The following is a 22,877-nucleotide window of genomic DNA, read 5'->3' as shown; positions in this document are numbered from 1 at the left end:
GGCGTTTCGAATTTCAGCGCGCCAGCTAAGCCGCCACCTTGACCATGGGCGGCGCCTTCTTCAGCGGGATGCGCACCGAAACGATGGTGCCGACGCCTTCGGTGGAGCGAATCTTCAGCGCGCCCCCCTGCAGTTCGGCGAGCGAACGCGAGATGGCGAGGCCCAGGCCGGAACCGGTGTGGTTCTTGGAGAACTGGTTTTGCACCTGCTCGAACGGCCGCCCGAGCTTGCTCAGCGCCTGCTTCGGGATACCGCAGCCATTGTCCTCGATGGTGAGCACCAGCGCGCCTGAGGCGCTGCGCGCCCTGACCGTGATCTTGCCGCCCTGTCCGGTGAACTTCACCGCGTTGGAGAGCAGATTGATTGCGATCTGCTTGATCGCGCGGCGGTCGGCGTAGAGCCGCATCGCATCGGCGATGCGCGTCTCTACCGTGATCGACTTCTCCGCCGCCTGCAGCGAGATGACGCGAACCGTTTCCCTGATCAGCGGGCAGAGGTCGATTTCCTCGCGGTCAAGCGAGAACTGGCCGGCCTCGATCTTCGACATGTCGAGAATGTCGTTGATGACGCCGAGCAGGTATTTGCCGCTGCCGTTGATGTCGCTGGCATATTCCTCGTAGCGCTCGGAACCAAGCGGTCCGAACAGGCCTTGCTGCATCAGCTCGGAGAAGCCGATGATGGCGTTGAGCGGCGTGCGCAGTTCATGCGACATATTGGCGAGGAATTCGGACTTCGCCCGGTTGGCGGCCTCGGCGCGCTCGGTTTCCTTCATGTATTTGCGATTGAGCTCGACAAGCTCCTTGGCGCGTTCCTCCTCGGCGCGGCGGGCGAGGCTAAGATCGTGGATCGTCGCCATCAGGCGGCGCTCGCTGTCGACCAGCTTTTCCTGATGCAGCTTGATCTGGGTGATGTCGGAGCCGACCGAGACGATGCCGCCGTCTCTGGTCCTGAGCTCGTTGACCTGCAGCCAGCGTCCGTCGGCGAGCTGGCGCTCCAGCGTCACACCGCCATGCGGCCCGTTGGCGTTGGCCAGCCTGCGCTCGGAGGCGAAGGCGAGCATGCGCTCCTCCAGCATGTCGCGGGTTGCGCCCGGCATCACGTCGCGGTCCGAGAGCCCGTTGTCCTGCTGGAATTTGGAGTTGCACATGATCAGCCGTTCGGCGGCATCCCATAGCACGAAGGATTCGTTGATGTTCTCGATCGCCGTGCGCAGCCGCATGTCCGCCGCTTCCGAGCGCAGCGCGAGATGCCGCTGCTCGGTGACGTCGACGGCGATGCCGATCAGCTGGATCTCGGGCGCTTCCGGGTCGATCACCTGCGCGCGGGCGCGCATCCACACCCATTGGCCGTCCGCGTGGCGCATGCGGAACACCTGGTCGATATGGTCGATCTCGCGCTCGACGATGCGGTTGGCGAGCTCGAAGAGGTCGCCGTCGTCGGGATGGATGATCTCGTCGACCTCGCCGAAGGACAGCATTGTGTCGCAAGGCTCGTAGCCTAGCATGTCGTACATCGAGCGCGACCAGTACATCTTGCCGCGCACCATGTCCCAGTCCCACAACCCGCAGCGGCCGCGCACCAGCGCCATGTCGATGCGCTGATGCGCTTCGAGATAGATGCGGTCGGCCGCCTGGGCGCGCGCCGCCTGGCCGAAATAGGCGTAAAGGATGACGATCAGCACGCCGGCCGTCAGCACGAACAACGTGACATTGAGCGACACCGTCTTGCGCCAGCTGTCGAACACCGCCTCCTTGGGCACCAGCATCGCCGCGGCGTTCTTGCGGTCGCCGGTGAGGCTGACGGCGGCGAACCAGTCCTTGCCGCCGATGCTGACATCCATAACGCCGGCGCGGTCGCCGAACATGAACAGCGGCTGGCCGCCGAGCACGAGGCTGTCCAGCGAGCGTCCCTGCCAGCCGGTCGACAATGGCGATACCGCGACGATCTTGAAAGCGCCGTCGGTGATGGCCAGCACGTGGCTGCGACCCATGGCGCCCTGGCGGCTGGTCTTCTCCAGAAGGTCCGTCGCATTCACGCCGGCTGCGTTCGGGTCGGCCGTAATCGCCTGTGCCATCTGGCCGGCGGCTAACGCCAGCACCGACTTGGCGTCGCGTTCGACCTCGTCGCGGTCGTTCACCAGCGACAGGAAGCGCAGTGCGGCGATGACGATCAGGAAGATAATGATCAGTGCGGGGATGGAGCGGCGCAGCAGCGGTTCCGCCGCCAGCAGCCGCTGGTAGGCGGGTTCGGCGATCAGACGCGCATTGCCGGCAGGCCCGCCGCTCCTTGCCTCGCGACGCGCAAAAGCTCTCCCTCCGGGCGCGCCCCACGCGTCCGTCTTGGCCATAAATGGCACTCCCCGATTTGCCGCATACTTGACGATCCGGCTACGCCGCACGTCCGAATCGTCAATAAGGAATCAAAGGTGATTCGCCTTGTCCAGAGGCGCGGCCAAAAAAGATTAAAAGTTGATTGAAATTCGTCGAAACTGCTGATCTCCCCCACGAGGGGGGAGATTGCTAATCACACCAGCGTCCGCTCCACGATGTCGCGCAGGTCGGCCGACAGGTTGTCGGCGTTCGCGATCTGCAGCAGTGCCTGCCTTGCCTTGTTCTGTCGGACCGGTTCCAGCGAGCGCCAGGACCTGAGCGCCGTCGCCAGCCGTGCTGCCACTTGCGGGTTGCGCTTCTCGACCTCCAGCACGGTCTCGGCGAAGAAGCGGTAGCCCTGGCCGTCGGCGAGATGGAAGCCGGTCTGGTTGGCGCTGGAGAAGGTCCCGATCAGCGAGCGCACCCGGTTCGGATTCGCGATCGAGAAGGCAGGGTGCTGCATCAGCGCGCGCACCTTTTCGACGGTCAGCGGTCCCGGCACTCCGGCCTGGATCTGGAACCATTTGTCGAGCACCAGCGCATCGCCGCTGTATCTCGTTTCGAAGGCCGACAGCGCCTCCTCGGCTTGCGCGGAGCCGGCATGGCGGTGCGCCAGCACGGTCAGCGCCGCGGCGCGGTCGGTCATGTTGGTGGCGGCGTTGAAATGCCGCGCGGCAAGCGCCGCGCCTTCGGGCAGGAGCGACAGGTAATCGAGCAGGATGTTGCGCAGCGCGCGGCGCCCAGCGCTTGCCGAGTCGGGCGTGAACGGACCGTTGTCGGCCAGGCTGGCGTAAAGGGCCGAGAAGATCTCGCGATTCGCCATGGCAATCGTCCGCGCCAGCGCCTCGCGGGCGACGAAAATGGCGTCGGGATCGATGCCCTGGCCGATGTCGCGCGCAATATCGGCCTCGCCGGGCAGCGACAGAGCCAGCGCCCGGTAGGCCGGCTCCAGCGTCTCGTCGCGGGCAATGCTTCCGGCAAGCTCGGCGAGCTTTGCGTCGAAGGCCGACTCTTTGCCGCCCAGCAGCTGGCGGAACGCCGCTATGAGCGCGTCGGTGAGCAGCGTGTTGAAGGCCTGCCAGCGCGAGAAAGGATCGCTGTCATGGCTGGCCAGGAAGAACTGGTCGTCGGCCTTCTGCTGCACCGAGAGCGTGATCGGCGTCGAGAAGCCGCGGTTGAGCGACACCGAAGGCCGCTCCGAAACCCCCGAGAAGCGCACCGTGTGCCGCCGCTTTCGGACATGGATGATGCCGTCCTCGACGGTGGCGCCATCGACGGCTGCCCAGGCGACAGGCTTGCCGCCGGCGCCGACCAGGCCGAAGGCCAGGGGAATATGCATCAGCCGCTTGCGGCTTTCCGACGGCGTCGGCGGCACCGACTGTTCGATCTCCAGCGTGAATACCTTGGCCGCCGCATTGTAGGAGGAACTCACCGTCAGGTTCGGCGTGCCGGCCTGATGGTACCAGAGCGCGAAGTGCGTGAGGTCTCGGCCAGAAACGTCCTCGAACACTTTGAGGAAGTCCTCGATCGTCGCCGCTTCGCCGTCATGCCGCTCGAAATAGAGGTCCATGCCGGCGCGGAAGGTCTCCGCGCCGAGGATGGTGCGGATCATGCGCACCACTTCCGAGCCCTTCTCGTAGACTGTTGCCGTGTAGAAGTTGTTGATCTCGCGGTAGCGGCGCGGCCTGACCGGATGCGCCAATGGCCCCTGGTCCTCGGGGAACTGATGCGCGCGCAGCGTGCGCACCTCGGCGATGCGCTTTACCGCGCGCGAGCGCTGGTCGGCCGAGAATTCGTGGTCGCGGTAAACCGTCAGCCCTTCCTTCAGGCAGAGCTGGAACCAGTCGCGGCAAGTGATTCTGTTGCCGGTCCAATTGTGGAAATATTCATGCGCGATGATCGCCTCGATGTTGGCGAAATCGGCATCGGTCGCCGTCTCCTCGTCGGCAAGCACATATTTGTCGTTGAAGATGTTGAGGCCCTTGTTCTCCATGGCGCCCATGTTGAAGTCTGACACGGCGACGATGTTGAAGACGTCGAGGTCGTATTCGCGGCCGAAGACCTCCTCGTCCCATTTCATCGAGCGCTTCAGCGCATCCATCGCGTAGCCGGCGAGCCGCTCCTTGCCGGGCTCGACATAGATGCCGAGCTCGACCTTGCGGCCGGATAGGGTGGTGAAGCTTCCCGCGACCTTGCCGAGCGCGCCAGCCACCAGCGCAAAGAGATAGGAAGGCTTCGGGAAGGGGTCGTGCCAGACGGCATAGTGCCGGCCATCCGCGAGCGCCCCGCTTTCTACGGGGTTGCCGTTGGACAGCAGCAGCGGCGCCTCGTTGTGCGGCGCCTCGATGCGCACGGTGTAGACCGAGAGGACGTCTGGACGATCGAGGAAATAGGTAATGCGGCGAAACCCCTCCGCCTCGCATTGGGTGCAATAGACATTGTTGGAGCGATAAAGGCCCATCAGCGCCTCGTTGCTGGACGGCGCGCTCTCGGTCTCGAGACGAAGCTCGAAGCGCCGTGCCGCCGGCGGCGTCGGAATGGTCAGCTGGTCGGGCGTGGCCTGATAGTCGGCTTCCGGGAGAACCTGTCCGTCGATGGCAACGCCGAGCAGCTTCAGCCCGTCGCCGTCGAGCGCCAGCGGCGTAGAAGCGGCGACCCCCTGGCGTCGCTCGACGGTGAGCACGGCAGTGACGCGGGTGGCATCCGGAGACAGACGGAAATCGAGGCTGGTCCGCGGAATGAGATAGTCGCTGGGGCGGTAGTCTTCGAGCTTGAAGACATGGCCGGTATCTGTGCGCATTCCGTCGTTTTTCCTATTAATTCGGGTGGGCAGTAGGCTTTGCTGGTGAGGGAATTCTAAAGTCCGCGCTCTTTACACCAAACGGTCACTCGACAAAACTGCGCCAGGGTCTATTTCTGAGCTTCGTTTTCCGACCATCGTCACGAGGCAAGATGACCGTCGATCATCCCGTCGGCCACAATACGCTGCGCGGCATTGCGCTGAAGATCGTCTCCGTGGCGGTCTTTGTCGGCATGCAGACCTGCATCAAGGCGGCCGACGCCGTGCCCGCCGGACAGATCGTCTTCTTCCGCTCCTTCTTCGCCATCTTGCCGATCATCGCCTTTCTGGCCTTCAAGGGACAGCTCGCCACCGCATTCACCACGAAACGGCCGTTCAACCACATCGCGCGCGGCGTCGTCGGCGTCGGCGCCATGGGGCTCGGCTTCTTCGCGCTGACCAGGTTGCCACTTCCCGAAGCGATCACGCTGAATTATGCCCAGCCGCTGCTGGTCGTGGTGTTCTCTTCGATCTTCCTGGGCGAGACGATCCGCGTCTATCGCTGGACCGCGGTCGCCTTCGGCCTCGTCGGCGTGTTTATCGTTTCCTGGCCGGAACTGACGCTGTTGAATTCCGACGAGGCGCTCGACGACCAGGAGGTGCTTGGCGTCATGGCGGCGCTGATCGCCGCGGCGATCTCGGCCGTCGCCATGCTTCTGGTACGCAATCTCGTGCAGACCGAGAAGACGGCGACCATCGTGCTGTGGTTTTCCTCGACGGCGAGCGTGCTGGCGCTGCTCACCCTGCCTTTCGGCTGGCAGATGCTGACGCCGATGCAAGCCGCGCTGCTTGTCATGGCCGGCTTCTGCGGCGGGCTCGGTCAGATCCTGATGACGGCCGCCTACCGCCACGCCGAGGCTTCGGTCGTGGCGCCTTTCGAATATAGCTCGATGATTCTCGGCGTCGTCATCGGCTATCTTGTGTTCGGCGATGTGACCTCGCTCAACACGCTGATCGGCGGCGTGATTGTGGTTGCCGCCGGCATCTTCATCATCTGGCGCGAAAGGCAACTTGGCCTCGAGCGCACGCGCACTCGAAGGGCGACGCCGCCGCAGGGGTAAGCCTACGAAGCGGCCGTCCGCTCCTTCGCCAGCCGCACCAGCACGGTCCGCGTCTGGTCGTCGGCGGGGAAGAAGGATTCGATCGCCAGCTCCGACAGCGTCACGTCGAGCGGCGTGCCGAAGACGGTGATCGTGCTGATGAAGGACAGCACCTGATCGCCATGCGCGAGCCTGAGCGGATGGACGATGCCGCTTGGCTCGACCGGCGCCGGCCGGCTGCTCCTCAGCCCGGACGGATAGCCGCGCAATTCCTTCTCCAACTCGATCAGCATGGAGTCGCCGGTGGCGTCGTTCTGGTGCTTGAGGCGCTCGAGCAGATGCGCGCGCCATTCCGCGAGGTTGACGATGCGCGGCGCGACGCCACCGGGATGCAGGCTGAGCCTCAGCACATTGACCGGCGGCTTGAGCAGCCACGGCTCCGAGACGTCGGCCAGGAACGGGCCGATCGCCGCGTTGGCGCAAACGAGGTTCCAGTGCCGGTCGACCGCCAGCGCCGGGAAGGGCTCGTGGCCCTTGAGCACCGTCTCGACCGCAGCCATCGCCGGCGCCAGCGTCGTATCGGTCAGCGGCCTTTCGCTGAAGCTCGGCGCGAAGCCGGCCGCGAGCAAAAGCTGGTTGCGCTGGCGTAGAGGAATGGCAAGCTGCTCGGCCAGATGCAGCACCATCTCGCGCGAAGGCTGGGCGCGGCCGCTTTCGACGAAGGAGAGATGCCGCTGCGAGATATCGGCTTCCATGGCGAGGTCGAGCTGGCTCATGCGCCGGCGCGTGCGCCACTCGCGAATGAGGCTGCCGGCGGAGACGTCGGGTGTTGTCATGGGGGATGAGTAGGCCGGCAAGGGGAGTAATTCAATTACCTGACAGGTTATCGCTCCCCTTCTCCCTTGTTGTGGGAGAAGGGGAGGTGCTTCACCCCAACGCCCTCAGTTTCGCCTTCACCTCGAGAAAATCCCGCCACGCCAGCTTCTTGTGTGCAGGCGTGCGAAGCAGATACGCCGGATGCAGCGTCGGCATCGCTGGAATGGCAATGCCCGACTGGGTGGTGTGGACGCGCCAATTGCCGCGCAGGCGCAGGATGCCCTCGGTCGTGTTGAGCAGCGTCTTGGCGGAAGGGCCGCCGAGATTGACCAGCACCTTCGGATTGACCAGCTCGATCTGCCTTTCGATGAACGGGCGGCAGATCTCGGTCTCGTGCGGCGTCGGCGTTCGGTTGCCCGGCGGGCGCCACGGGATGACGTTGGCAATATAGGCCGATGTCCGGTCGAGGCCGATCGCTGCCAGCATGCTGTCGAGCAGCCGTCCGGAGCGGCCGACGAAGGGCAGCCCTTCGAGGTCCTCGTCGCGGCCCGGCGCCTCGCCGACGAGCATCAGGTCGGCATTCGGGTTGCCGTCGGCGAAGACCAGGTTCTTGGCGGTGAATTTGAGATTGCAGCCGTCGAACGCCGCCATCTGCTGGCGCAGTTCGTCAAGCGTCGAGGCGCTCGCCGCCAGCTGCCGCGCGAGCTTGATCTGCCCCTCGTCGGGGACCGTGGCGGTGGTGAGCGTCGGGCGCCGCGGCGCATCGGGCACTTGGCTTGCGTCAAGTCCCGTCGATGCCGCCGGCCGTTCCGCCGCCCGGCCTGCCTCCAATCCGGGCTCCGATGCCGGCCGCTCCAGGGCCATGCTTTCACGCGCGGTCGCCGCCTGCGCAGGCGCGCGATCGGCTTGCTTCGGCCTGGCCTCGGCGAAGCGGTTGACAGGCGTGTCTTCCAGCGCCTCGTCTACGCCGGCGCTGGCATAGAAGGCCAGCAGCTCTGCGATATCGATCGGGTTGTTGGGGGAGGCGGCAGTCATGGCGCCACCATCGTCCGCGCGGCAAAGATTTGCAACCGCCCGGAATTCGCCAGTCAGCGCAATGTCTGTCAGCCCGTCGGTATGCGCGGATCCTGCACCAGGAAAAATGTCCAGCGCGGCGTGTAGTCGGTGATCAGGAACTCGAACGTCGCCGTCTTCAGCGGGTCGACCTTGCCGTTCTTGAACAAGAGCCGGTCATAGGGTTCGAACTGGCGGTCGAAATCGGCGAAGTTGCTAGAGACGATGTTGTCGGGATTCTTGTTGCGCTGGTCGAAGGAGAGACCGTCGCCGAACACGCTCGGCTGGTCGAGGATTTCCTGCAGCTCGAACTGGAACTCGACCCAGGGCAGGGAGCTGTTGTTGAGCACGTCGATGCGCATGTACATAACCCCATTGGCCACGTTGCCGGCCCTGCCGAAGGCTTCGATCGGCCGGATCGCGCGGATGGTCAGCGTCACTGGCGTCGCCGAATTCAGCTCCTCGGTGATGACCAGCGGGTCATCCTTGGTGCCAATTCCGGAAGCGCCGGTGATGCGGAAGCCGCCGAGCTCGTCGGAAAAGGAGTAGGCGCCGGCCGCCCAGACTTTTTGCGGATCGGCCTGGGCGGCGCCGAGCGAAAAGAGGAGCGGAAGAACCGCGCGGCAGAGCACGCCGAGCGTGAAGAGTAAGCGCTTCAATGAAAAGCCGATTGGCTCGGGAGTGCGCATGGGGCCAAGTATTGCCGATAAGCAAGCCGTCGAACAATTAAAAACGTGCCGGACAGGCCTGGCCTTCCAACTGCATGGCCCTGGCCTATGCTTCGCCGTCGCCTGTCCGATGGCCGTTTCGTATGGAACACCGCGACTTTTTGTCGAAATCGGCTTTGTCACGTCAGCGCCGGTTTCGCGTCGCGAATTGATGCGCTATGCAGCGCGTGAGCCAGCAAAATGCGAGAATAGGGCAAGCCAGCGAGGGGCAGATGAGCGAAATCGAACGCGAGAGCATGGAATTCGACGTGGTCATCGTCGGCGGCGGTCCGGCCGGCCTTGCCGCGGCGATCCGTCTGAAGCAGCTCAACCCCGACCTTTCCGTCGTCGTGCTGGAAAAGGGCGGCGAGGTCGGCGCCCATATCCTATCCGGCGCCGTCGTCGACCCGATCGGCATCGACCGCCTTTTGCCGGGCTGGCGCGAGGAGGAAGGGCACCCTTTCAAGACGCCTGTCACCGACGATCATTTTCTGGTGCTCGGCCCCGCCGGGTCCTTCCGCCTACCCAACTTCCTGATGCCGCCGCTGATGAACAATCACGGCAACTACATCGTCTCGCTCGGCAATGTCTGCCGCTGGCTGGCGACCAAGGCCGAGGCGCTCGGCGTCGAGATTTATCCGGGCTTTGCCGCGGCGAGCCTTGTCTACAACGAAGCCGGCGCCGTGACCGGCGTGATCACTGGCGACATGGGCGTCGAGAAGGACGGCACGCATGGCCCGGCCTACGCCCCCGGCATGGCGCTGATGGGCAAATACGTGCTGATCGGCGAGGGCGCGCGCGGCTCTTTGGCCAAGCAACTGATCGACAAATACCAGCTTGCCGACGGCCGCGAGCCCGCCAAATTCGGCATCGGTCTCAAGGAACTCTGGCAGGTCAAGCCTGAGAACCACAAGCCGGGGCTGGTGCAGCACTCCTTCGGCTGGCCGCTCGACATGGAAACCGGCGGCGGCTCCTTCCTCTACCATCTCGAAGACAACCAGGTGGCGGTCGGCTTCGTCGTCCATCTGAACTATAAGAACCCCTGGCTCTCGCCCTTCGAGGAATTCCAGCGCTTCAAGACTCATCCGGCGATCAGAGGCACCTTCGAGGGCGCCAAGCGGATCGGCTATGGCGCGCGCGCCATTACCGAGGGCGGCTGGCAATCGGTGCCGAAGCTTTCATTCCCGGGCGGCGTGCTGATGGGCTGCGCGGCCGGCTTCGTCAACGTGCCCCGCATCAAGGGCTCGCACAATGCGGTGCTGTCGGGCATGCTGGCGGCCGAGCATGTCGCGGACGCCATTGCCGCCGGCCGGGCCAATGACGAGCTCGCCTCCTATGAAGACGCCTGGCGCGGCAGCGACATCGGCAGTGACCTGAAGAAGGTGCGCAACGTGAAGCCGCTGTGGTCGCGCTTCGGCACCATCGTCGGTGTCGGCATCGGTGGTCTCGACATGTGGCTGAACACGCTGTTCGGCTTCTCGCCCTTCGGCACGCTGAAGCACGGCAAGGCCGACTATGCGACGCTCGAGCCCGCCTCCAAGCACCAGAAAATCGCTTATCCGAAGGCGGATGGCGTCTTGACCTTCGACCGGCTCTCCTCGGTGTTTTTGTCCAACACCAACCATGAGGAAAATGAGCCCGTGCACCTCATCGTCGGCGACATGGCGCTGCAGCAGCGTTCCGAGCACGACGTGTTCGCCGGGCCATCGACCCGCTACTGCCCGGCCGGCGTCTATGAGTGGGTGGACAAGGACGGCAATGCCGCTGCCGATCCGTCCGCCAAGGACGTGCGTTTCGTCATCAACGCGCAGAACTGCGTCCACTGCAAGACTTGCGACATCAAGGACCCGAACCGGAACATCAATTGGGTGCCCCCGCAAGGCGGAGAGGGGCCGGTCTACCAAGGCATGTGAGCCCCACGTCTGGCCGGGCCGGCTCGCCAGCCGCCATCCTGTGGGAGAAGCTGGTTCGAGCCGGGTAAGAGGCGGCACCAAGAGCAATACGGTTGCGACGGCGCAACCTCAAGGCTGTTGAATCCGCTGCCTGCTTGTGTTCCCTTTCCCTGAGGATAGGGAGGAGACGGTTATGCGCCTGGCGGTTCTGACATGCCTTGTCGCGCTCGGCGCGCTCTGCGCGCCGCAGGCTTCGGCCGGCACCAGGGTGCTGGTCCAGACGCGCACCTATGACATTGCCGGCAATTCGGGCGCGGCGCTCATCGAGGCGATGGGCAGCAAAGGTCCCAAGCACGGCTTCATGACGCATGCCATCGCCCAGACCGCCTATACGGCCGACTGGGAGCTTGGCGTTATCCAGGACAAGGGCTCGTGCCGGATACGGCAGGCAAACGGAACGCTCAGTCTCTTCTACACTTTCCCCCGCTTGGCGTCGCCAGCCACGCCTGCATTGAAGAAGCGCTGGAACCGGTTCTTCGCCGGCGTGCGCGCCCACGAGGGAACCCATGGCCGCATTGCCCGGGAAATGATGCGCGTCACCGATCGCTCGATCACCGGTCTTAGGGTCGCTAACGACCCTTATTGCTACAAGGCGCGCAGCGAGGCGCGCCGGCGCATCCAGGCCGTCTATGCCGAATACGAGGCCAGGCAAAATGCCTTCGATGCCCGCGAGCACCGCGAAGGCGGTCATGTCGAGCACCTCGTCGCTGCTTTGATCAGGCCTTAGCGGCACAAGCAGAAACCGGCGATGCGGCGGGAAGCAATGCGACGCTAACCGCCCGTGTTGCCAAGTTGTGCGTTTGCCGCCAGCGCCGACTGATGCTCGTCCTCGGGCTGTCGGCCGTCGGACCGCAACGAGAACTCGATCAGCACCGGCAAGTGGTCGGAGCCGGCGTCTTCCAGCCGCGTCGCCGAATGGATCGTCACGGCCCCCTTGCTGAACACCTGGTCGATCGGCAGGCCGGCGAAGCGCCGGATGAAATCCGGCAGCTTCCGGTGAATCCAGGTCGGCCCGGCCGACGGCATCACGCTCAGTCCGCCGAGCGAGGCGACACGACGCACCGCAGCGCTCCACGGCGCGGCGTTGCAGTCGCCGGCCATGATGGCGGTTTCGCCGAGCTCGGCAAGCGGCTCCGCCAGCTCGCCGATCTGCCAGTACTGCTCGCGCGGCCACGGCCAGCTCAAATGGATTGCCGCGACATCGACGCCGGTGCCGCCGAAATCGATCGTGGCGGTAGCCATCGCGCCGCGCGGCTCGCAATGCGGCGCCGTGCCGGCGGCAAAAGGCCGTCGCGAGAGCAGCGCGACGCCGAACACGCCGTTGGGGTAGGGGCAGAGGATGCGGTACGGATAGGCGCCGGTGATATAGCCGAGCTCTCTCGTCCACATTCCCGACACCTCGTCGAGGGTGATAACGTCAGGATTGGTGCGGCCGATCAGCGACAGCACCTTCTTGGGTGTCGGATTGTCGAAGCGAAGATTGATCTGCAGCAGGCTGTAGACGATACGGTCGGCAGGTTTGGCGACCGCCTGCTGCGGCCACAACCTGGGCAGTGCGCTGGCCGTCGTGGCAAGGCAGGCGAGGGCGAAGAGCAGCGCTGCTGCCGCTTGCAGCCGGTACGAACTGGCAAGCAGCGCCACCGCCAGCAGCGCCGTGAGCACGCTCAGATGAATACGAAAATGCGAGAACGAATCGAGGGCTGGATGCAGCGCGCCGAGGAATCCGGCCAGCAGCGCGGCCGTGAGTGCCGTCATCGCCAGGAATGCCACCCCAGCCGTCATGTTTGAGCGCGCGCCGCCTGTTGTCATGGTCAGTCGTGTTCTGCCGAATGTCGCCGGCATCTTTTTGCAGCGACATACTCTCGCTCAGGCCTGCTTATCGGCAAAATTGCGGCCCGGGCAAGACGATGAGTTGCCTCGGCTACTGGAAAGCAGTCTCGGAGAAGCTTCTCAACTTGCGCGAATGCAGCCGCTCCATCGGCATTTCGGCCAGCTTCTCCATCGCCCTGATGCCGATGGTGAGGTGCTGCGCCACCTGCCGCTTGTAGAATTCCGTCGCCATGCCGGGCAGTTTCAGTTCGCCATGCAAAGGCTTGTCGGAGACGCACAGCAGCGTGCCGTAGGGCACGCGGAAGCGGAAGCCGTTGGCGGCGATCGTCGCCGATTCCATGTCGAGCGCGATGGCGCGCGACTGCGAAAGGCGCTGCACCGGTCCGCGCTGGTCACGCAGTTCCCAGTTGCGGTTGTCGATGGTGGCGACGGTGCCGGTGCGCATGATGCGCTTGAGATCGTAGCCGGAAAGTCCCGTTACCTCGGCGACCGCTTCCTGCAGCGCTACCTGGATCTCGGCCAGCGGGGGGATGGGCACCCAGACCGGCAGGTCGTCGTCGAGCACATGATCCTCGCGCACATAAGCATGGGCCAGCACATAGTCGCCCAGTGCCTGCGTGTTGCGCAGGCCGGCGCAGTGGCCGAGCATCACCCAGGCATGTGGCCGAAGCACCGCGATATGGTCGGTGATGGTCTTGGCGTTGGACGGGCCGACGCCGATATTGACCATGGTGATGCCGCCATGGCCCGACTTCTTCAGGTGGTAGGCCGGCATTTGCGGCAGGCGCTGTGGCGGGGTGCCTTCGCTCGCCGCGCCGGCCCCGGCCTTAGTCACGAGGTTGCCCGGCTCGACGAATTCGCTGTAACCGCCGCCGCCGCTCTCCATCAGCTCGCGGGCCCGCGCCACGAACTCGTCGATGTAAAACTGGTAATTGGTGAACAGCACGAAATTCTGGAAATGCTGCGGGCTGGTCGCCGTGTAGTGCGTCATGCGGTGCAGCGAATAGTCGATGCGCTGGGCCGTGAACGGCGCCAGCGGCCTCGGCTCGCCGAACGCCACCTCGAAAGTGCCGTTGGCGATCTGGTCGTCCGTGCCGTCGAGATCCGGCACGTCGAACAGGTCGCGGATCGGCCGCCTGATCCGCTCGGCAGCCGTGCCATCGACATAGGTGCCCTCCAGGAAGGCGAAATGCAGCGGGATCGGCGTCGTCGATTCCGACACCGTGACCTGGACGCCGTGATTGCGCATGATGAGCCGAAGCTGCTCGACGAGATAGTTCTCGAACAGCTTTGGCTGGGTGATGGTGGTGGCAAAATGCCCGGGCGTCGGCATATGGCCGTAGGCCTGGCGCGAGTCGATCTGCGTGAACGAGGTGGTGGTGACGCCGATCTGCGGATAGAAGGCCCGGTAGCGCCTGCTCTCGTCGCCGCCGGCGGCGAGCTTGGCGAAGGAATCGCGCAGGAATTTGGTGTTGCGGTCGTAGAGCGCCTCCAGCGCCGCGACCGCCTTCTTGGCGTCGTCAAAACTCTGCCTGCCGAAAGGCTCCGGCATGACGACCGATTCGATGGCTTGGGGGTAGATTCGCTTTTCCATGGCCCAATATAGGGATTTGGAAGAGCGCTTGGGAGGGGGAGGCGGGCGCGAAGCCCGCCTTGCGGAGTATTTTTCTCTGGCCGTGTCAGCCACGCTGCAGGCTGACCAGCAGCACGAAGCCGATGCCTGCCTTCTTCGGCGTTGGCGCCTCGATGACCGAACCGGCGTCGGCGCGTATCATCGGCACCGCCAGCACAGGAGCGGCAAGCACCATCAGGATGAGCATCGCCCGCGGCAGGAGCCGAAGAGCTTTGAGGGTGGAGGCAGCGATGCGGTTCATGGTGGTCGTTCCGGTTTCGAGTATTGGTCGTTTCAGCGGCCGAAATGGTTCATGCAGTCCAGCCGGCAGGTATCGGCCATTCGCGGTGAGCGCGCCGGACGGCCGGCTTCGGCCACGAGGATGGCGAAGAACATGCCGAACAGGCTCATCAGCAGGCAGACGATGGTGAAGCGGCGGACAAGCATTGGTCTCTCCTTCAATGGCGAGGAGAATGCCCGAACGCCTCTGAACCGGTTCTGAGACCGATATTCATCTGCCGTTCAAATTGGCTGATGGGGTCATGACCGGCCGAAGGCCTGCGAAGTGCCTTGTCCAGCGTTGCGCTCAGAAACGGCGCTCAAAAAGAAAACGGGGCGCCGGGCCCCGTTTTTGTATCGTCATCCGTTCGACTGTCAGAGCTTGTGCCAGGTCTGGGTCTTGCAGATCAGTCCGCCCAGAACGCAGCCGCTCATCTTTAGCGAGGTGCCGGAAAGCGTCGCCTTGCCGGAATAGGTCTTGTCGGTTTCGGGGTCCGTTATGGTGCCGGTGTACTTGTTGTCGCCGGCCGCCTTGAAGGAGCCGATCGTCTTGCCGGCATATTTGCCGGACTTGAGCGTGATGGAAAACGCCCCGCCGCCGTCGATCGCCGCCGTCGATCCGGCCTGCGTCTTCCAATTGCCCTCGATCGGGTCGGCCGACGCGGCGCCTGCCATCATCAAGGTGGCCGCCAGGGCCAGGCTGACTTTTCGAAACATGCTGTCCTCCCTTTAGGGTTCCGGCGGGCCTCGTTCCGCCTCTCTGTCCCTTACGCAAACGTAAAGCTAATCCAGCCATCGCCAAAACGAAAGCGGTGCCGCGACGGAAGCTTGTAAGGATTTCGGCCGCGTCGGTCGCTGGAAATGAACGGATGACGAAAAAGGCTTCGGTTTCCGTGGTTAGCGAAGTCTTGATTCCCGCGCCTCAAATTTTCGACGAATTTGGCGCAGATCGGCTGAATTGCTGGATTCCTATGCTTAACGGTTCTTCGCGTTTACCTCTTGTTTTAGCTTTGTTTTCTTCAAATTAAGCAAGCCATTTAACGACGGATTCAAGGCGAGCCGTCATCCTCGAAAGCATCGAAAGAGCGGCCCGCCCAGGGGAATTCCAGGGACAGAAGGAGGCAGCTCTCGGGAGCAGACAGGGGATTGAAATGGCACGCTTTGAAATGCTTGAAGCCGGCTTCGGCGCCATGGGGGCAACTGCCCAGGCCGACATTCTTTTCGAACTGGGCATGATGTATGCGACCGGCCGCGATTGTGAGACCGACGTCATTGCCGCCCACAAATGGTTCAACATCGCCGCGATCAAGGGATCGCTCCGCGCCGCCGAGCTGCGCTCGGAATTGTCGGCATCGATGTCGAAGGCCGAGATCGCCAAGGCGCTGCGCGAAGCGCGCGAATGGATGACGATGCACTGATTTTGCGGGGTAAGGGCCGGAAGCTCTTAAGGGACAAGGCCGCGAAAAGACGGCCGGTTAACCAGACCAAGAACGCGGCAGGTCAACGAACTCAAGCCGTGCGACAACACAGGGAAGCGAGCGGGTTCAGGTGCGCGGGGCGCCGGGAAGCTCGACTGCAAAAGCCGCGACCGGCCGGGACAAGGCCGGCGCGGCTTTTGCATTTGCGCAGTCTCCGGCTGTATGGGAACGGCGGCTTGGCCCAAGAACTCCCCGTCGGAATGAACCAAATCCCGATACATTGTGCTCTCGACAGTTCCGGCGAAGGGTGAAATTGTCCCGGCTCTCTGGAAGAAGCGTGGCCGGAACGGCCGCGCGCAAGTGGAGGAGTTCTATTGTGATGAAAAGATTGGGTATTTTGAGCGCGGCCGCATTGGGCCTGACGATGAGCGCATCGGTTGCCTTCGCCGACGACATCACGATTTCGGTGGTCGGCCCGATGACCGGGCAGCTCGCCAACATCGGCGACCAGTTCAAGCAGGGCGCGCAGGCCGCGGCGGATGCCATCAATGCCGCCGGAGGTGTCAACGGCAACAAGATCAAGATCGACATCCAGGACGACCAATGCGATCCGAAGCAGGCCGTGTCGGTCGCCAACCGTATCGTTGCCAACGGCGTCAAGTTCGTCGACGGCCATGCCTGCTCGGGCTCGAGCATTCCCGCTTCCGCCGTCTACGCCGAAGCCGGCACCCTGATGATGAGCCCGGCCTCGTCGAATCCGGAACTGACCGACGCCGCGGCCAAGGCCGGCTGGCCGACGATCATGCGCCTCTACACGCGTGACGATGCGCAGGGCGCTTTCATCGGTCCATGGATCGCCAAGAAATATGCCGGCAAGAACGTCGTCGTCCTGCACGACAAGAGCGCCTACGGTCAGGGCGTTGCCGATGCTGTCAAGGCGACCATGAATGCCGGCGGCCTCAAGGAGGTCGACTATGAAGGCATCAATGCCGGCGAGAAGGACTATTCGGCTTTGGTCACCAAGCTGAAAGAGCTCAAGGCCGACGTCGTCTATTTCGGCGGCTACCATCCGGAGGCCGGCTTGATCCTGCGCCAGGCAGCGGAGCAGAACGTCAAGTTCCAGCTGATCATGCCGGACTCGATCGCCTCGCCGGAATTCTGGCAGATCGCCGGCCCGGCCGGTGAAGGCACGATGTTCGTCTTCCCCTCGGATCCGCAGTCGAAGCCGGAAGCGAAGGAGGCCGTGGCCAAGATCAAGCAAGGCGGCTTCACACCGGAAGGTTTCACGCTGTTCTCCTATGCAGTGATCCAGGCGGTGGCCGAAGGCGTCAAGCGCGCCGGCACCGACGACCCGGCCAAGGTCGCCGAGGCGCTGAAGGACGGCAAGCCGATCAGCACCGTGGTCGGCGACGTGATCTTCGACGAGAAGGGCGACCTGAAGAACGCCAGCTACGACATCAACCAGTGGCACGACGGCAAATACGCGCCGATCAAGCCGTAATTCGTTCTGCAGATCGATTGGAAATGGCCGGGATTTGTCCCGGCCGTTTTCGTATGTGCCTTGGCGCTGATTTGGAGGCCAGTTCGGCGCTCTACGGCGCCCCCCTGGAGTCCTGCCGCCCCAGCCAGTTTGTCCCGTTGCCGATCCAACGCGACCGGCAGCTCAGCCCCGTGCGTCCTCAAACCGCACCAGCACCGTGCCGTCGCTCACTTGCGCGCCTTCGGCCGCGATCTCGACAATCACCCCATCATGGGGTGCGGCGATCGTGTGCTCCATCTTCATCGCTTCGAGGATTAGGAGCGGCTGGCCCTTGATAACGGTATCGCCCGCTGCCGCGCGCACCAGCTTGACCAATCCCGGCATCGGCGCGCGCAGGCTGTCCGACGCGGCCGCGGCCTCATCCGCCTTGGCCAGCGGATCCGGCACCGTGAATGTATATCCGACCGCTCCTTCGAACACCGTGACATGGCCCGGCCAGCGCGCGCTGCGCGGCATGCTCCTGAGGTCGTGCGCGTTGATCGCGTCATGCGGCGCCTCCAGCGCCACCTGGAAGCGGCCGTCAGGCCGCGCCGATACCCGGGCCAGGATGTTCTCCTCGCCGTAACGCAACCGGGTGCGGCGCGCCAGCGTACGGAAATGCGCATAGCCGGCGAGCGAGGACCACGGATCGGCGGCCGGACCCGCCGTGCTTGCGTCGGTCGCTGCCAGCGCCGCCGCGGCGATCGCTTCATCGCTTGGCGGGGGAACAGCGACGAGAGCATCCTGATGCCGGCCGATCAGGCCGGTGTCGATATCGCCCGCCGCGAAATCGGCGTCGGCGGCGAGTGCTGCAAGGAAGGCGGTGTTGACCGTCGAGCCGGCAACTTCGGTTCGGGCCAGCGCCTTGCGCAGCGCGCCAAGCGCGGTGGTTCTGTCCCTAGCGTGCACCACCAGCTTCGCGATCATCGGATCGTAGAAGGGCGAGATCGCATCGCCGGCCCGCACGCCGGTCTCGATGCGCATGGCGGCATCCTCCGGCGGCGTGTCGGGGAATTTGAGATGATAAAGCGTGCCCGTCGCCGGCAGGAATCCCTTGGCCGCGTCCTCGGCGTAGATGCGCGCCTCGAAAGCATGTCCGGCAAGGGCGATCTCGTTCTGCGCCTTCGGCAGTTTTTCGCCGGCGGCGACACGAAGCTGCCATTCGACCAGATCGACGCCGGTGACCATCTCGGTGACGGGATGCTCGACCTGCAGCCGTGTGTTCATCTCCATGAACCAGAAGCGGTCGGCTTTGAGGGCCTCGGAAGCATCGACGATGAATTCGATCGTGCCGGCGCCCGAATAGCTGATTGCCTTGGCGGCCTTCACCGCCGCTTCCGTCATCGCCTTGCGCAGCGCCGGCGTCATGCCGGGGGCGGGCGCCTCCTCGATCACCTTCTGGTGGCGGCGCTGCGCCGAGCAGTCGCGCTCGAAAAGATGCACGACATTGCCGAAATTGTCGCCGAACACCTGGACTTCGATGTGTCGCGGCTTGTCGACATATTTTTCGACCAGAACGCGGTCGTCGCCGAAGGCAGCCTTGGCCTCGCGCCGCGCTCCGGACAGCGCCTCGGAGAAGTCGTCCGGATGGTCGACGCGCCGCATGCCCTTGCCGCCGCCGCCGGCGCGCGCCTTGATCAGCACCGGGTAGCCGATCTCGCGCGCTTTTGTGGCAAGCAGCACAATCTCCTGCGCTTCGCCGTGATAGCCGGGCACCACCGGAACGCCGGCCTTTTCCATCAACCGCTTGGCGGCATCCTTCAGCCCCATCGCGCGGATCGAGGCGGCGGACGGGCCGATGAACATGAGGCCCGCCGCCGTCACCTGGTCGACGAAGTCGGGGTTCTCCGACAGGAAGCCGTAGCCGGGGTGGATTGCCTCGGCGCCTGTGGCAAACGCCGCAGCAATGATCCTGTCGCCGCGCAGATAGCTGTCACCGACCGGCGAGGGGCCGATATGCACCGCCTCGTCGGCCATCTCGACATGCAGCGCTCGCGCGTCGGCATCCGAATAGACGGCGACTGTTCGCACGCCGAGCTTGCGCGCGGTGCGGATGACGCGGCAAGCGATCTCGCCGCGATTGGCGATCAGGATCTTGCCGAACATGGAGCCTCCCGAGTTTGCGACGGGCAGCGCCAATTCGGCAGGCGCGGGCCTACTTCGATGCGGCGATCTCGCAGGCGCCGCCCGTAGTCACCTTGTAGTGCGCGCGCGTGGCCAGGCAGGATTTCATCGCCAGCTCTTCCGCAACCTTTTGGGACGGCGCATTCAGGTGTCCACCACAGATGATGTAAGACGACATGATCCGGGCATAAGGCGTGGTCGCGTAGGCTGAATGGCCGCTCGCCGCCAAATAGGCCTTGTATGCCCTGTTGCACGGATCCTTGGGATTGCGTGGGATGTAAGGTGGAAAGCGCTTGTCCCCCTCGCTTCCAGCCAGCGACCCGGCGACGACAGCGCCGCACGAGGCGAATATAAGCATTCCTGCAAGTATCGACGCGGATGCTTTCCGCAAATATTCTCGTGTCATTTTTACGCCATCCCCATGAGACAATGCAGGATGAGCAATATCGAATATTTGCCGGCGTCGCTAGATGGTCACTCAAGAATCTCGATCTCGTGAACGGGTGGAACGTCTTTGTCATAAAGTTCAGGCTTCCCCAATCGCAGCAACGGCTGAGCTGTATAGTCTGGCAGTCAGATCGTCGAAGCAGCAGAAAGTGACGGTCTCGGGGATGGCGTTTTCGCCTAGAAAAACAGCAACCGTGCCGACGGCTACTTCGGTAGCCTGATCTTTCGGATAGCCGTAGATGCCGGTCGAGATCGCCGGAAATGCTATCGTTCGACAGTCCTTACCGGTGGCAATCTCCAGCGAGCGCCGATAGCAGGAGGCGAGCAACTGCGCCTCGCTCTCGCCCCCGCCGTGCCAGACCGGGCCGACAGTGTGAATGACATAGCGCGCCGGCAGCCGGTAGCCTTTCGTCAGTTTGGCATCCCCGGTCCTGCAGCCGTTCAGCGTGCGGCATTCGGCGACCAGCTCCGGCCCGGCGGCGCGGTGGATAGCGCCGTCGACACCACCGCCGCCGAGCAGCGAGGAATTGGCGGCATTGACGATGGCATCGACCTTAAGCCTGGTGATGTCGCCGGTATGCACGCGGATCCTATCGCTGACGCCGCTCATCGTCACATCCTGAACACGCCGAACTTCGTTTCCTCGACCCCGGTATTGAGCGCCGCCGAGAGGCTGAGCGCCAGCACCTCGCGCGTCCTGGCCGGATCGATGATGCCGTCGTCCCAAAGCCTTGCCGAAGAATAGAGCGGGTGACCCTCATGCTCGTATTTCATCAGGATCGGCTTCCTGAATTTCGCTTCCTCTTCGGCGCTCCACTCACCGCCCTTGCGCTCGATGCCCTCGCGCTTGACCATGGCAAGCACCGTCGCCGCCTGCTCGCCGCCCATCACCGAAATGCGCGCATTCGGCCACATCCACAGGAAGCGGGGCGAATAGGCGCGGCCGCACATGCCGTAATTGCCGGCGCCGAACGAACCGCCGATGATCACCGTAAGCTTCGGCACGCGTGCCGTGGCGACCGCCGTGACCAGCTTGGCGCCGTCCTTGGCGATGCCGCCGGCCTCATACTTTCGCCCGACCATGAAGCCGGTGATGTTCTGCAGGAAGATCAGCGGAATGCCGCGCTGGCAGCAGAGCTCGATGAAATGCGCGCCCTTCAGCGCGCTTTCCGAGAACAGCACCCCATTGTTGCCGAGGATGCCGACCGGCATGCCGTGCAGATGCGCAAAACCGGTGACCAAGGTGGTGCCGTAATTCTGCTTGAACTCGTCGAACTCGGAACCGTCGACCAGACGCGCGATCACCTCGCGAACGTCATAGGGCTGGCGCAAATCAGTCGGCACGATGCCGTAGAGTTCATGCGGATCGTGAAGCGGTGATACTGGTTTCTGTAAGTTCAGGCTTACGGCCTTGTTCCGATTCAGGTTCTTGACGATGCGTCGGCAAATGGCCAGCGCGTGCTCGTCATCCATGGCATAGTGGTCGGCGACGCCGGAAAGCCTGGTGTGGACCTCGGCGCCGCCGAGCTCCTCGGCGCTGACGTCCTCGCCGGTGGCAGCCTTCACCAGCGGCGGGCCGCCAAGAAAAATGGTCGCCTGGTTGCGCACCATGATCGTTTCGTCCGACATCGCCGGCACATAGGCCCCGCCCGCCGTGCAGGAGCCCATAACGCAAGCGATCTGCGGGATGCCGGCTGCCGACATGTTGGCCTGGTTGTAGAAGATGCGGCCGAAATGCTCACGGTCGGGGAAGACCTCGTCCTGGTTGGGCAGGTTGGCGCCGCCGCTGTCGACCAGGTAGACGCAAGGCAGCTTGTTCTGCAGCGCGATCTCCTGCGCGCGCAGATGCTTCTTCACCGTCACCGGATAATAGGTGCCGCCTTTCACCGTCGCGTCGTTGACGACGACCATCACCTCCCGGCCTTCGACACGGCCGATGCCGGTGATGATGCCGGCCGACGGAATATCCTCGCCATACATCGACCATGCCGCGAACTGGCCGACCTCGAGAAAAGGCGAGCCGGTGTCGAGCAGTTGCGCCAATCTTTCGCGCGGCAGCAGCTTGCCGCGGCTTTGGTGGCGCTCGCGCGCCTCGTCCGAGCCGCCGCGCTCGATGCCCGCCGCCTTCTCGGCGATATCGTCGACCAGCGCCCGCATGCGCTCGGCATTGGCGCGGAAGCTTTCCGAGGAGGGGGAGATTTGGGTTTGGAGTGTGGCCACGTTATTCCTCACACCTCTTGATGCCGCAACGCAACCAGTGTAACAGCCCGCACCCGGATGCTGCGTGCGGAGCGCGGCATCTTTTGTACGAATGACACCTCAGGAGGCGACGATGAAAGGCATCGATATGCGTTTCACCAAATGTCTCCCCTCGGCCATGGCCTGACGCCGCCGAAGGGCGGCTTTCCACGTCCCGGATTTGAGCAAAAGGAACACGGCGCCTGCAAGCGCTGTGGGTGTCACGATGTATGTGCGGTTTGTAACGCCGCTGATCCATCCGAAGAGCCGGGCAGAGAGCGGCTTTTTCCATGCGTCCTGGGACTTGTACCGGAATGGCTGCCCGGACTGGATCCATGGCGAACTGGAGGATCAGTTCGACTGGTTCAATCGGCATTTGCCCATTCCTGGCCGGGTTGGGCGGCATTTCAAGCGCCGTGAGCCGATTTGGGGCGTCTGCTGGTTCCACCCGAACGCCAAGGAAGCCATCAGCCGTGCGCGCTATTGCGCCTGGCTGATCGAGGAGGGCGGCTTGCCTGTGCGCTCGATCACGTCCCGGCGCCAGCGTGAGGTTCTGTGGCGCGATGAGCATCAGATCGTCGCCAAGCCGACCGACGACCTGCCCAAGGCGTTCGGCTGAGGTGACGGAGGGAGA

General features: G+C 64.0%; 20 protein-coding genes. 6 read left to right on the top strand and 14 right to left on the bottom strand.

The features are described from left to right. Positions 1-25: 25 nt before the first annotated feature. Both CK222_RS09355 and pepN read right to left on the bottom strand, forming a co-directional pair. Positions 26-2,347 carry a PAS domain-containing sensor histidine kinase gene (locus CK222_RS09355; protein ID WP_095800147.1) on the bottom strand — a complete coding sequence of 774 codons (2,322 nt, stop codon included), beginning with the start codon at positions 2,345-2,347 and terminating at the stop codon, positions 26-28. Between the two features lie 176 nt (positions 2,348-2,523). Further along, the gene (gene pepN, locus CK222_RS09350) at positions 2,524-5,169 is read right to left on the bottom strand and encodes an aminopeptidase N (RefSeq protein ID WP_095800146.1); all 2,646 of its coding nucleotides are present in this window, start codon (positions 5,167-5,169) and stop codon (positions 2,524-2,526) included. A gap of 152 nt (positions 5,170-5,321) precedes the next feature. Between pepN and CK222_RS09345 the strand changes: the two genes are divergently transcribed. Next, entirely contained in the window at positions 5,322-6,269 is a 948-nt protein-coding gene (locus CK222_RS09345; RefSeq protein WP_095800145.1) for a DMT family transporter, read from the top strand. Between the two features lie 2 nt (positions 6,270-6,271). Here CK222_RS09345 and CK222_RS09340 read toward each other — a convergent pair whose 3' ends face one another. From CK222_RS09340 to CK222_RS09330, 3 genes are all read right to left on the bottom strand, one after another. Further along, entirely contained in the window at positions 6,272-7,084 is an 813-nt protein-coding gene (locus tag CK222_RS09340) for a helix-turn-helix transcriptional regulator (protein WP_095800144.1), read from the bottom strand. 91 nt (positions 7,085-7,175) lie between these two features. Next, positions 7,176-8,099, bottom strand: a complete 924-nt coding sequence (locus CK222_RS09335) for a uracil-DNA glycosylase (RefSeq protein ID WP_095800143.1) — start codon at positions 8,097-8,099, stop codon at positions 7,176-7,178. Positions 8,100-8,167: 68 nt separating this feature from the next. Next, entirely contained in the window at positions 8,168-8,806 is a 639-nt protein-coding gene (locus tag CK222_RS09330; RefSeq protein ID WP_067321008.1) for a hypothetical protein, read from the bottom strand. A gap of 251 nt (positions 8,807-9,057) precedes the next feature. Between CK222_RS09330 and CK222_RS09325 the strand changes: the two genes are divergently transcribed. Beyond that, the gene (locus CK222_RS09325) at positions 9,058-10,737 is read left to right on the top strand and encodes an electron transfer flavoprotein-ubiquinone oxidoreductase (protein WP_095800142.1); all 1,680 of its coding nucleotides are present in this window, start codon (positions 9,058-9,060) and stop codon (positions 10,735-10,737) included. Between the two features lie 172 nt (positions 10,738-10,909). Continuing rightward, on the top strand, positions 10,910-11,503 hold the full coding sequence (locus CK222_RS09320; RefSeq protein ID WP_095800141.1) for a DUF922 domain-containing protein: 594 nt from the start codon (positions 10,910-10,912) through the stop codon (positions 11,501-11,503). A gap of 44 nt (positions 11,504-11,547) precedes the next feature. On the opposite strand, the gene CK222_RS09315 is transcribed toward CK222_RS09320, so the two are convergent. The 5 genes from CK222_RS09315 to CK222_RS09300 form a co-directional block, all read right to left on the bottom strand. Next, positions 11,548-12,585: an endonuclease/exonuclease/phosphatase family protein gene (locus CK222_RS09315; RefSeq protein ID WP_245432985.1), complete on the bottom strand. Its 1,038-nt coding sequence runs from the start codon at positions 12,583-12,585 to the stop codon at positions 11,548-11,550. A gap of 112 nt (positions 12,586-12,697) precedes the next feature. Continuing rightward, a complete protein-coding gene (locus CK222_RS09310) occupies positions 12,698-14,158 on the bottom strand; it encodes an AMP nucleosidase (protein ID WP_245299647.1) in 1,461 nt (486 codons plus the stop codon). A gap of 127 nt (positions 14,159-14,285) precedes the next feature. Then, positions 14,286-14,480 (bottom strand): hypothetical protein, encoded by a 195-nt coding sequence (locus tag CK222_RS09305; RefSeq protein WP_095800140.1) that lies wholly within the window; start codon positions 14,478-14,480, stop codon positions 14,286-14,288. Positions 14,481-14,512: 32 nt separating this feature from the next. Further along, the gene (locus tag CK222_RS32225) at positions 14,513-14,665 is read right to left on the bottom strand and encodes a hypothetical protein (protein WP_164747131.1); all 153 of its coding nucleotides are present in this window, start codon (positions 14,663-14,665) and stop codon (positions 14,513-14,515) included. Positions 14,666-14,872: 207 nt separating this feature from the next. Next, complete coding sequence (locus CK222_RS09300) at positions 14,873-15,214, bottom strand: DUF2147 domain-containing protein (protein ID WP_095800139.1); 342 nt, start codon at positions 15,212-15,214, stop codon at positions 14,873-14,875. Between the two features lie 434 nt (positions 15,215-15,648). Between CK222_RS09300 and CK222_RS09295 the strand changes: the two genes are divergently transcribed. Together CK222_RS09295 and CK222_RS09290 are read left to right on the top strand one after the other, a co-directional pair. Continuing rightward, positions 15,649-15,915, top strand: a complete 267-nt coding sequence (locus CK222_RS09295) for a sel1 repeat family protein (protein ID WP_066997543.1) — start codon at positions 15,649-15,651, stop codon at positions 15,913-15,915. 379 nt (positions 15,916-16,294) lie between these two features. Next, on the top strand, positions 16,295-17,416 hold the full coding sequence (locus CK222_RS09290; RefSeq protein ID WP_067321025.1) for an ABC transporter substrate-binding protein: 1,122 nt from the start codon (positions 16,295-16,297) through the stop codon (positions 17,414-17,416). A 162-nt stretch (positions 17,417-17,578) separates the two neighbouring features. Here CK222_RS09290 and CK222_RS09285 read toward each other — a convergent pair whose 3' ends face one another. The 4 genes from CK222_RS09285 to CK222_RS09270 all read right to left on the bottom strand — a co-directional run bounded on the left by CK222_RS09285 (position 17,579) and on the right by CK222_RS09270 (position 22,225). Next, positions 17,579-19,540 carry an acetyl/propionyl/methylcrotonyl-CoA carboxylase subunit alpha gene (locus CK222_RS09285; protein ID WP_095800138.1) on the bottom strand — a complete coding sequence of 654 codons (1,962 nt, stop codon included), beginning with the start codon at positions 19,538-19,540 and terminating at the stop codon, positions 17,579-17,581. 49 nt (positions 19,541-19,589) lie between these two features. After that, positions 19,590-19,964 (bottom strand): hypothetical protein, encoded by a 375-nt coding sequence (locus tag CK222_RS09280; protein WP_066997532.1) that lies wholly within the window; start codon positions 19,962-19,964, stop codon positions 19,590-19,592. Positions 19,965-20,084: 120 nt separating this feature from the next. Next, complete coding sequence (locus CK222_RS09275) at positions 20,085-20,615, bottom strand: O-acetyl-ADP-ribose deacetylase (RefSeq protein ID WP_095800137.1); 531 nt, start codon at positions 20,613-20,615, stop codon at positions 20,085-20,087. Positions 20,616-20,617: 2 nt separating this feature from the next. Continuing rightward, positions 20,618-22,225: a carboxyl transferase domain-containing protein gene (locus tag CK222_RS09270; RefSeq protein WP_067321039.1), complete on the bottom strand. Its 1,608-nt coding sequence runs from the start codon at positions 22,223-22,225 to the stop codon at positions 20,618-20,620. A gap of 244 nt (positions 22,226-22,469) precedes the next feature. Here CK222_RS09270 and CK222_RS09265 point away from each other — a divergent pair, with 244 nt between their 5' ends. After that, a complete protein-coding gene (locus tag CK222_RS09265; protein ID WP_095800330.1) occupies positions 22,470-22,862 on the top strand; it encodes a hypothetical protein in 393 nt (130 codons plus the stop codon). Positions 22,863-22,877: the final 15 nt, after the last annotated feature.

The sequence above is a fragment of the Mesorhizobium sp. WSM3866 genome (assembly GCF_002294795.1).
Lineage (GTDB): Bacteria > Pseudomonadota > Alphaproteobacteria > Rhizobiales > Rhizobiaceae > Mesorhizobium.
Note: the sequence above shows the minus strand (reverse complement) of the source record. Positions and strands in the feature narration are given on the sequence as shown.

What these genes read in the sequence shown, in the direction of transcription:
- CK222_RS09295 (WP_066997543.1), top strand. Translation starts at nt 15,649, where the DNA reads ATGGCACGCTTTGAAATGCTTGAAGCCGGCTTCGGCGCCATGGGGGCA.
- CK222_RS09355 (WP_095800147.1), bottom strand. Translation starts at nt 2,347, where the DNA reads ATGGCCAAGACGGACGCGTGGGGCGCGCCCGGAGGGAGAGCTTTTGCG.
- CK222_RS09265 (WP_095800330.1), top strand. Translation starts at nt 22,470, where the DNA reads ATGTATGTGCGGTTTGTAACGCCGCTGATCCATCCGAAGAGCCGGGCA.
- CK222_RS09320 (WP_095800141.1), top strand. Translation starts at nt 10,910, where the DNA reads ATGCGCCTGGCGGTTCTGACATGCCTTGTCGCGCTCGGCGCGCTCTGC.
- CK222_RS09300 (WP_095800139.1), bottom strand. Translation starts at nt 15,214, where the DNA reads ATGTTTCGAAAAGTCAGCCTGGCCCTGGCGGCCACCTTGATGATGGCA.
- CK222_RS09345 (WP_095800145.1), top strand. Translation starts at nt 5,322, where the DNA reads ATGACCGTCGATCATCCCGTCGGCCACAATACGCTGCGCGGCATTGCG.
- CK222_RS09340 (WP_095800144.1), bottom strand. Translation starts at nt 7,084, where the DNA reads ATGACAACACCCGACGTCTCCGCCGGCAGCCTCATTCGCGAGTGGCGC.
- pepN (WP_095800146.1), bottom strand. Translation starts at nt 5,169, where the DNA reads ATGCGCACAGATACCGGCCATGTCTTCAAGCTCGAAGACTACCGCCCC.
- CK222_RS32225 (WP_164747131.1), bottom strand. Translation starts at nt 14,665, where the DNA reads ATGCTTGTCCGCCGCTTCACCATCGTCTGCCTGCTGATGAGCCTGTTC.
- CK222_RS09285 (WP_095800138.1), bottom strand. Translation starts at nt 19,540, where the DNA reads ATGTTCGGCAAGATCCTGATCGCCAATCGCGGCGAGATCGCTTGCCGC.
- CK222_RS09275 (WP_095800137.1), bottom strand. Translation starts at nt 20,615, where the DNA reads ATGAGCGGCGTCAGCGATAGGATCCGCGTGCATACCGGCGACATCACC.
- CK222_RS09280 (WP_066997532.1), bottom strand. Translation starts at nt 19,964, where the DNA reads ATGACACGAGAATATTTGCGGAAAGCATCCGCGTCGATACTTGCAGGA.
- CK222_RS09315 (WP_245432985.1), bottom strand. Translation starts at nt 12,585, where the DNA reads ATGACAACAGGCGGCGCGCGCTCAAACATGACGGCTGGGGTGGCATTC.
- CK222_RS09330 (WP_067321008.1), bottom strand. Translation starts at nt 8,806, where the DNA reads ATGCGCACTCCCGAGCCAATCGGCTTTTCATTGAAGCGCTTACTCTTC.
- CK222_RS09305 (WP_095800140.1), bottom strand. Translation starts at nt 14,480, where the DNA reads ATGAACCGCATCGCTGCCTCCACCCTCAAAGCTCTTCGGCTCCTGCCG.
- CK222_RS09310 (WP_245299647.1), bottom strand. Translation starts at nt 14,158, where the DNA reads ATGCCGGAGCCTTTCGGCAGGCAGAGTTTTGACGACGCCAAGAAGGCG.
- CK222_RS09290 (WP_067321025.1), top strand. Translation starts at nt 16,295, where the DNA reads ATGAAAAGATTGGGTATTTTGAGCGCGGCCGCATTGGGCCTGACGATG.
- CK222_RS09335 (WP_095800143.1), bottom strand. Translation starts at nt 8,099, where the DNA reads ATGACTGCCGCCTCCCCCAACAACCCGATCGATATCGCAGAGCTGCTG.
- CK222_RS09325 (WP_095800142.1), top strand. Translation starts at nt 9,058, where the DNA reads ATGAGCGAAATCGAACGCGAGAGCATGGAATTCGACGTGGTCATCGTC.